Raw genomic sequence first — 7,198 nt, forward strand, 5'->3', positions numbered from 1 at the left:
AGTCAGCCTGTACAAAGTCAGTCCCATAACAACGGGGAAAGAAAAGCCTATCCGTTACTCTATCTTATTCTATCACTGCCGCAGTTCGCCATATTAGCCATCTAACCAATGGTCAATTTGTGACTCCGATAGATTCTCTTTACCTTCCCCTTTCCAACGTTAAGCCATCCGGTGCGTGAAGCGCGAAGCGGTCTTGTAGAGAGCGAGACGGAACGCTATTCCGCTACGCTCCATACCGTTCTTCTCGCCCTACGGGGTTAATAATCAAATGCTTACAATTAATTATTTTAACGACTTATTGTAAGTATTGTATACTTTATTTATAGTGCGTTGATAATCAGTTAATTTTTGTATAAATTCTTACTACATGAGCGACCGTAAAAGCCTATCTGTCAGCGCAGGGACGCACCAGCAGTTAGAGCGGTTAGGCACTAAATTTGGCCTATCGCATAAAGATTTGATTGCCGTTATGGCGCAATATTTCACCGTTACCAAGGTTGATCCCCGTGATACAAAAGCCGATGTACCTGATGTAGCCTTGAAAAAGCTGACAGAAAAAGTAGATACGCTAGATAAACGCATGATAGGATTTATCCGGGAGCAGGAGAAGGAATTGCTAAAGCCTATCCTGTCTGAAGTAAAGGCCATGCGAACCCAGATCGGGCAAGGCTCAGGCAGTAGTGCTATTAATGCCGAGCAGCTAGAGGAACAGTTAACCAGTGTGGTCGAAGCGATTCAAAGCCTGATTCGGCTATCCTTCCGGACGGCTTTGGTGGATAATGCCTTACGGCCCGAGTACAAAAAGCAGACGGACGAATTGATTCAGCAACAGAATGAGCCTGGTAAGCGATGATGACTAAGATAGGTGGGGGGAGTGCCGGTAGTTGTGGGGGACTCGTCGAGTATTTGGAAAAGGAACAGGCGGGGTTATGGTTTAACCAGAATCGGGAGCAGTTAGCGGGCCATGAGGTTGTGGCCGAGATCGACCCCAACAAACGCAATTTAGGCCGGGAGGATGCTAAGTACTATCAGGTGATTTTAGCCCCTTCACAGGCTGAATTAGCCCATATCAGTAGTGACTCGCAGAAGTTACAGGCATTTACAAGGGCCGCAATGGAAGAGTACGCCCAAAATTTTGGAAAGGGGATAGAAAGCAAAGACTTAGTATGGTTTGCCAAGATCGAGCACAGCCGCAGTTTCGACCACACCGACCGCGCGGTCCAATTAGGGGAGCAGCAGAAGGGCGTAACCAAGACCGGCGATCAAACCCACATTCATGTGATCGTCAGCCGAACGGAGAATCTACGGGCGTATGCAGAAGGGAAGAAAAACGGGCTTCATGAGCGCAAGAACCCGTATCATCTTAGCCCCCTGACCAACCACAAGGCCACCACGAGAGGCGTTGTACTAGGCGGTTTTGGGCGCAATAGCTTTAGTCAGCGTGCCGAGCAGACCTTTGACCAGGCGTTTACCTACGAGCGCTCGTTAACCGAATCCTTCCGGTTTTTGCACTGCATGAAGTACGGTGATGAACAGGCCAAAGGGGAGATGCAACGACAGGCCGCAGAACAGGCGGCAGCGGCCGACCGCCAAAAACGCGCTCAGAGCCACGAACAGAGTCAACGGCTAGAAATGTACCAGCAACCCGGCAAAACGCCCCAAAACGAGTTTACCGACGATTTGCGGGCCAGTCTAAGTAAAGCTTATCAGCAAAAGGATGTAAACGATTTAGGCGCAGCACTGGCCAGCGCACAGGCCGAGCGAGAACGGCAGCGAGTAGCACAGGAGCAAAAGGCAGAAGAAGCCCGTAAACAGGCCCTAGAAGCCACCAAACTAGCCGAGCAACAGAAGTTAGCCCAGCAACAGAAAATCGAACAGAAACCCGAAAATAGCCCCCGAATCAGCCGGGGGTTAGGCTTATGAACGAGAACAAGTTTTTACGGAATCTAAGGCAGCAGAGCAGTCCTAGTCAGGCCCGCACCGGCGTACCGGTCGAACCAACACCATCCCAGCCCGTGCGCCGGAGTGATCCGACGGATAGCAGCCCAGCGGAATATGACCCCATCAAACGGTTGACGGATGAATTGAGCCGGCATAGTCGGGCTATCGAGGGATTAACCACCCGGATTGATCGCATGGAGCAACGGCCCAAAGCCGCCACCCAATCCGAGGTACAGACCTTGCTGGAGGAGGCCCGCGAGGGCGTTAGTTTCACCATCGACAGCCAACAGATCGCCGGGTTTGTCCTGCCCGAATTGAAGAAGGGCCTACCCAGTGCCGAGGAGATCAGGACGGCCGCTAACGCGGGCGCCAGTCAGATCGCAGCTGTGGGCAATACCGCAGCCGATCAGATCGAGAGGGCCGGGTCAGCCGCCGCCGAGCGCATCCGGTGGGCCAGTCAGCACAAAGCGGATGCCTTTGCGAATCGGGTTGGCTTTACCTCATGGCAAGCCGCAACGGTGGTCTTCTTGGGGTTTAGCTTACTGATCGTGGGCGTGTATTGGTTGAACAGCGACCGGGAAGCGGCTTTAGCAAAAGCCCGATCGGAGACCCAGGCCGTGCGGGAGTTTACCGATTGGGTGAAGACCCAGCCGGAAGGGAAACGGCTGTATGATCGCTATTACAACCCTTGAATTAATCGTTTGCCCACCCTGTTATACTAACTACTCAACCCGTTTTAAGTCTATGTCCCTGAAAGGCCCTATCATTTGCATTGACGATGATGACGATGATCAACATTTACTCCGACATGCCATTGAGCAAGCAGGTGTTACGAATCCAATCCGGTTCTTTGCCAATGGCGAGGACGCGCTGAGCTATTTTGAAACGACGACTGAACAACCCTTTCTGATCCTGTGCGACATCAATATGCCGTTTCTCAATGGGTTAGAACTACGGCAGCGGATTAACGACAGCGAGTACTTGCGCCAAAAAGCGATCCCGTTTGTGTTTTTGACGACGGCTTCTAATGCCGAGTACGTCCGACAGGCTTATCAGGAGTCGGTACAGGGGTTTTACGAAAAGGCCACCAACTACGCCCAGCTTCAGCAGCAAGTCAGACTCATCATTGAGTATTGGCAAAGTTGTTTACACCCCAATAACGTAGTTTAGTGACTCTTTTTTGCCCCGTTGTTTTTGTACTATTCCGAGGGTTGTTGTATAAATGATTATTATGTTAAGCGATTATTCTAAGATTCAGGCTAGTTTGCTAGCATACTGGCAAGCGGTTAGCAGCGTTTCGGTAAGGGTATTGAAATCCATCGGTTTTGGCAAAAAGGTCGCCGCCCCAGCTCCGTAAAAACTGCTGATTTCCGAGTGAGACGCATCCGCACTCATCATCACAATTGGAATGAAGCGGTATTGGGCTTGTTGCTTCAAAGCCACCAGGGTTTGATATCCGCTTAAGCCGGGCATATGTTGGTCAAGCAGAACCAAATTAGGTTTTTCACTTAGTTGCTGTAAGGTATTCAAAAAAGCCTGTCCATTCTCAAACGAGCGCAATGAACAGCCAGGTAGGTAACCTTTAAAGATCAACTCAACCAGCGAGCGGTAATCCGCCGTGTCATCGACGAGGCAGACGAATGTTGCCAGGGACTGAGGGGTATTCAAAGAAGGGGTTGCCATGATCGGACCGCCGAAGTGGTGGCTACGAGTAAGAGACCAACATCCGGTTGTACGGTTCGTTCCGGAGGAAGTTAGTCCCAATAGGGCAACCAGGCGAAAAACTATTGTTTAGAACTGAATAGACTAATCAAAGAGATAAACGTCAATGAATCAATAAGGTGTTGGAACGATAACAAAGGTGAGGCAACGGTATACAGAAAGGATTATCATGCTATGCGGTTTTTCTCAGAATTGACCTCTTGATCGGCCCGCTTTAAGACTATTTCTAAATCCGCCTTTTCCTGCTCTTGACGAACAATTAAGCGTCACCATCTTTCCTGATAAATGGCTCTGAACTCCATTAGTTCCGAATCCTGTTGGCGTAGCAGAATAGGCAGTTCATAATAACTTAACCTTCTTGACGAGAGGTCATGATACTCCTGCTCGTGCCTTCGACCCAAGGCGCGTCTATTCTCTATTTCAGCAGTGTAAAGGGCTTTTTGTTCCTGGCAATGGCGTTGCCAAAGATTCAACCGTTGTTGTGCTTGTTTAGACAAAGAGACCATAAAGCAAAAGTTTCTTTATCATTAAACAGTACTAGTCTAAATCGGTTTATAAAAGGCTGATTTACTCAACGTTATACCTTCCGCTTTACCTACTCCACTAGAGGGAGTAGGTATTTTTACATGATTAATTAGGTTCTATGTCCTTGTAGGACTCCGTAGCTTAACCGGCAGAGCGATTGATTCTCATCAGGCATCAATAGGGCGGCAGTTCGAACCTGTCCGGAGTCGCTTCTATCTACTTCCTACTGTTCATTTCAACTCTTTTACTAGCCATGGAAAACGCCCCAACGGTCTGGATTGTGGATGACGACGAGGATGATCAATTGATGATCGAAACGGCCTTTCAAGAAGTTATTTTCCCTTTGGCGATCAAGCAGTTGTCGGATGGCGATGAGTTGTTACCCCAGTTAGAAAAAGCGCCTTCGCTACCCAAATTGATTTTACTGGATTTGAATATGCAGCGCATGAATGGGTTTGATGTGTTAGCCGAGTTACGCACGGTACCTGCTTATCGAAAATTGCCAGTTGTTATCTTAACCACGTCGGATAACGAAGATGATAAACGCAAGTCCCTGGCTTTGGGAGCCAACGGTTTTTTGACTAAACCCTGCTCCCTAAGAGCCGTTATTAGCATGCTCAGGCGACTGGTTTCAGAATGGCATCTGAATTAAGATCTATCTAAAAAATACGCATCCTTTACGCCATCAAGGGGTTGACCTGGGCGAGATTACCGAATCAGCGCCAAGGGTTGATGCCGAGTCAACCAGGATGGTTGCCAGTGAATCCAGACGGGTACTTTTAGTCGTGGTTTCGGTTGATTCGGTCGGACCGCAGGCGCTGAGCAAGGCAACGATCAGGCCCGGTAAACCAATTAATTTAACAATTGCTTTCATGGGGTCAAATTCGCTTGTATCGACCAATTCATCACGACTCCGTTGCCATTGTCTCTCCCTCGCCCGTCTTGTCGCGGTGAGTACCGGTCAGGTCATGGGTACGTTTCTTACCAGTCTCTTGCTGGGTGCTGGCTGACTCAGGTAGCACCGGAACGTCGTCCGAAGGCTGGTAGGCTTCTTCTATAGCCATTAACGCCTGGGTTCCAGCATCGAGGTCAATGATCGGTTGGTTTTCTAATTTCGCTTCGTCCTGAGTGGTTGGTTCCTTTCCCATAACTAGATTTAGTTAAGTTCACCGAGGCTACTCAGGCTTATCGGCCTGATTGTTTCGTTTGGCTTTTTCAATGGCAATCGTTTCGGCCAAGGTCAGATAAGGCCCCTGATGATTGGCCCACCGTTCCCCCATTTCTTTGAGTTCAGCGGCTGTATGGCCGTTTTTAATCACGGCTACCATTTTGGGAGCCGCAGTCACTTTTTTATTAGGATTTCTGGGTGATTTGAGCATAGCGGTTGCGTTCTTTTCGGCTGGCTGGCCGACAACTAATGGGCCGAATTTGATCATTTCTTAGTGAATAAGCAACGAAGAGTAAGCGGTTTTGGTTGCTTACTCCCACGCCACTGTATTGCTGTTCACCCCGGCCATCTACCCGATCAGGAGTCGGGCGAAAATTCGAGTCGGTGAATATACTTTCTACTTCTTCGACAGTATTGGCCCGGAGTGGGTATTGGTCGATAATATGGCCTTTATTAGCCGCATCCCACTGAAATTCAAGCATTTTTCTGTCCCTTTGGTGCTAAACACCGAACGATTTAGCCGTGTACGCGCCTAAATTGCTGATTTTCTTGTCATTATGTTGTATATGAAGGTCATAAAGCCGTTTATTGATTTCCTTGATGGGGAAATTTAACAGCACGGTTTGAGCCTGATCTTTCCGTAGTCCAAACTGCTTGACGAGCCGGTCGAATAAGGTTGTATGCTCTTCACTAATCACAAAGCCAGGGGGGAAATTACGGTCGTCATCCACGGAGAGCATAAACTTTACATGAGTTACCTTGTGGCCACGTCCACGCCTAGGAGCAGGCATTGGTTCATAGGTAAATTGCAGGTCTGTTTTTTCGAGGTCTCTCTTGGCCGGTTTTAACACTTTAGCATCGAATTCGCCCCATTTGCTGTACTTATCAAAGCCATCCTTGTTCATCACGCCAAGCAACGTTTTAAGTTCGTCTAAGGGGTACATATGGCCTTTATCAGCATGGAAACGCCACTGTGTTAATTGTTGATACATTGCTTGACCATATTTAGAACGCAGGGCCAGCACCAGATCGACATCAAGTTGAGAGAAGTTACCTCCTTTGAGTTTTTCACTGAAATTGAGAATAAACGGCCTTACGTGCGCTGAGATTGTGAGCTGCACTGTGCCTTCTCCCTCCAAATATAGAGCCGACGCGAATAAGCCCGTCTGTAAGACGTTCTTACGTGGTTTGCCTTCCTTATCGACTCGATTAGAAGGCATTTCAAATTCCTTGGGATGGATGAGCTGTAAAGTCTGTTGGCGCAACCTAGCATAGTTAATCTTGTCGCCTGTACGTTCCATCAACTCGATAGCTGAAATCTCATAAATGGTTTCTGCGGTGTGGTCAGGCTGGATTTGAGAGCAGACCATGTAGAATAAGTTTCGCTGTAGCTTGGAGAGATTGACAGCGATACGATTGAGCGAGTTCTCAAAAAGAACCATGGTTGGTTTAACTTTGTCCATTGGGGCCGGTCAGGTCGGGGAAGTTGTGAGAAGCGGAACCGCCTGATTCGTGCCCCAAACTTAAAAACTAAAATATGACTTACAAAATAGACCAGTTATATTTTACAATGTTCTATACGCTTACAAAAAGTCATCTTTTACGGCCTTCTCACTTACGAAAAGTCATCTTTTAAATGCTTGAACGCTTACGAAAAGTCATCTTTTAGCTTACGAAAAGTCATCTTTTAGCTTACGAAAAGTCATCTTTTAAGCCCGTAACTATAGTGAATGTCAGGGCTTTACAAGCCCTTTAACAAATAACAAATAGAAACATTTGTTTCCCAAAACGTTTGATTTTCGGCATTTAGAGTAAAAAACAGGCTAATACCGTCAGTATGAA

The 7,198-nt window shown here is 47.9% G+C and carries 11 protein-coding genes and 1 pseudogene; 6 read left to right on the top strand and 6 right to left on the bottom strand.

The window, feature by feature from the left end; genetic code table 11:
• Window positions 1-367: 367 nt before the first annotated feature.
• The 4 genes from ACYVK4_RS33565 to ACYVK4_RS33580 are packed head-to-tail and all read left to right on the top strand — an operon-like array spanning window position 368 to window position 3,111.
• Window positions 368-853: a BfmA/BtgA family mobilization protein gene (locus tag ACYVK4_RS33565; RefSeq protein ID WP_012931481.1), complete on the top strand. Its 486-nt coding sequence runs from the start codon at window positions 368-370 to the stop codon at window positions 851-853.
• Window positions 850-1,923, top strand: a complete 1,074-nt coding sequence (locus ACYVK4_RS33570) for a DUF5712 family protein (RefSeq protein WP_461131958.1) — start codon at window positions 850-852, stop codon at window positions 1,921-1,923. The genes ACYVK4_RS33565 and ACYVK4_RS33570 overlap by 4 nt, the downstream gene beginning before the upstream one ends.
• Window positions 1,920-2,633 carry a hypothetical protein gene (locus ACYVK4_RS33575; protein ID WP_012931479.1) on the top strand — a complete coding sequence of 238 codons (714 nt, stop codon included), beginning with the start codon at window positions 1,920-1,922 and terminating at the stop codon, window positions 2,631-2,633. Before ACYVK4_RS33570 ends, ACYVK4_RS33575 begins: the two co-directional genes overlap by 4 nt.
• A gap of 52 nt (window positions 2,634-2,685) precedes the next feature.
• Window positions 2,686-3,111, top strand: a complete 426-nt coding sequence (locus ACYVK4_RS33580) for a response regulator (RefSeq protein WP_041618125.1) — start codon at window positions 2,686-2,688, stop codon at window positions 3,109-3,111.
• Window positions 3,112-3,195: 84 nt separating this feature from the next.
• On the opposite strand, the gene ACYVK4_RS33585 is transcribed toward ACYVK4_RS33580, so the two are convergent.
• Complete coding sequence (locus ACYVK4_RS33585; protein ID WP_012931477.1) at window positions 3,196-3,624, bottom strand: response regulator; 429 nt, start codon at window positions 3,622-3,624, stop codon at window positions 3,196-3,198.
• Between the two features lie 694 nt (window positions 3,625-4,318).
• Between ACYVK4_RS33585 and ACYVK4_RS33590 the strand changes: the two are divergent.
• Both ACYVK4_RS33590 and ACYVK4_RS33595 read left to right on the top strand, forming a co-directional pair.
• A pseudogene (locus ACYVK4_RS33590) lies at window positions 4,319-4,397 on the top strand.
• Between the two features lie 44 nt (window positions 4,398-4,441).
• Window positions 4,442-4,840, top strand: a complete 399-nt coding sequence (locus ACYVK4_RS33595) for a response regulator (protein ID WP_012931476.1) — start codon at window positions 4,442-4,444, stop codon at window positions 4,838-4,840.
• A 33-nt stretch (window positions 4,841-4,873) separates the two neighbouring features.
• On the opposite strand, the gene ACYVK4_RS33600 is transcribed toward ACYVK4_RS33595, so the two are convergent.
• Genes ACYVK4_RS33600 through ACYVK4_RS33620 form a run of 5 tightly spaced genes read right to left on the bottom strand, consistent with a single transcriptional unit; the run spans window position 4,874 to window position 6,819 of the window.
• Window positions 4,874-5,062, bottom strand: a complete 189-nt coding sequence (locus ACYVK4_RS33600) for a hypothetical protein (protein ID WP_012931475.1) — start codon at window positions 5,060-5,062, stop codon at window positions 4,874-4,876.
• A gap of 31 nt (window positions 5,063-5,093) precedes the next feature.
• On the bottom strand, window positions 5,094-5,336 hold the full coding sequence (locus ACYVK4_RS33605) for a hypothetical protein (protein ID WP_012931474.1): 243 nt from the start codon (window positions 5,334-5,336) through the stop codon (window positions 5,094-5,096).
• A 27-nt stretch (window positions 5,337-5,363) separates the two neighbouring features.
• On the bottom strand, window positions 5,364-5,567 hold the full coding sequence (locus ACYVK4_RS33610) for a hypothetical protein (protein WP_012931473.1): 204 nt from the start codon (window positions 5,565-5,567) through the stop codon (window positions 5,364-5,366).
• On the bottom strand, window positions 5,542-5,838 hold the full coding sequence (locus ACYVK4_RS33615; protein ID WP_012931472.1) for a BrnT family toxin: 297 nt from the start codon (window positions 5,836-5,838) through the stop codon (window positions 5,542-5,544). The genes ACYVK4_RS33610 and ACYVK4_RS33615 overlap by 26 nt, the downstream gene beginning before the upstream one ends.
• Window positions 5,839-5,856: 18 nt before the next feature.
• Window positions 5,857-6,819, bottom strand: coding sequence for a replication initiation protein (locus ACYVK4_RS33620; RefSeq protein WP_012931471.1), 963 nt, complete (start codon window positions 6,817-6,819; stop codon window positions 5,857-5,859).
• Between the last annotated feature and the right edge of the window lie 379 nt (window positions 6,820-7,198).

The organism is Spirosoma aerophilum, from assembly GCF_054782495.1.

What these genes read in the sequence shown, in the direction of transcription:
- ACYVK4_RS33565 (WP_012931481.1), top strand. Translation starts at nt 368, where the DNA reads ATGAGCGACCGTAAAAGCCTATCTGTCAGCGCAGGGACGCACCAGCAG.
- ACYVK4_RS33570 (WP_461131958.1), top strand. Translation starts at nt 850, where the DNA reads ATGATGACTAAGATAGGTGGGGGGAGTGCCGGTAGTTGTGGGGGACTC.
- ACYVK4_RS33575 (WP_012931479.1), top strand. Translation starts at nt 1,920, where the DNA reads ATGAACGAGAACAAGTTTTTACGGAATCTAAGGCAGCAGAGCAGTCCT.
- ACYVK4_RS33580 (WP_041618125.1), top strand. Translation starts at nt 2,686, where the DNA reads ATGTCCCTGAAAGGCCCTATCATTTGCATTGACGATGATGACGATGAT.
- ACYVK4_RS33585 (WP_012931477.1), bottom strand. Translation starts at nt 3,624, where the DNA reads ATGGCAACCCCTTCTTTGAATACCCCTCAGTCCCTGGCAACATTCGTC.
- ACYVK4_RS33595 (WP_012931476.1), top strand. Translation starts at nt 4,442, where the DNA reads ATGGAAAACGCCCCAACGGTCTGGATTGTGGATGACGACGAGGATGAT.
- ACYVK4_RS33600 (WP_012931475.1), bottom strand. Translation starts at nt 5,062, where the DNA reads ATGAAAGCAATTGTTAAATTAATTGGTTTACCGGGCCTGATCGTTGCC.
- ACYVK4_RS33605 (WP_012931474.1), bottom strand. Translation starts at nt 5,336, where the DNA reads ATGGGAAAGGAACCAACCACTCAGGACGAAGCGAAATTAGAAAACCAA.
- ACYVK4_RS33610 (WP_012931473.1), bottom strand. Translation starts at nt 5,567, where the DNA reads ATGCTCAAATCACCCAGAAATCCTAATAAAAAAGTGACTGCGGCTCCC.
- ACYVK4_RS33615 (WP_012931472.1), bottom strand. Translation starts at nt 5,838, where the DNA reads ATGCTTGAATTTCAGTGGGATGCGGCTAATAAAGGCCATATTATCGAC.
- ACYVK4_RS33620 (WP_012931471.1), bottom strand. Translation starts at nt 6,819, where the DNA reads ATGGACAAAGTTAAACCAACCATGGTTCTTTTTGAGAACTCGCTCAAT.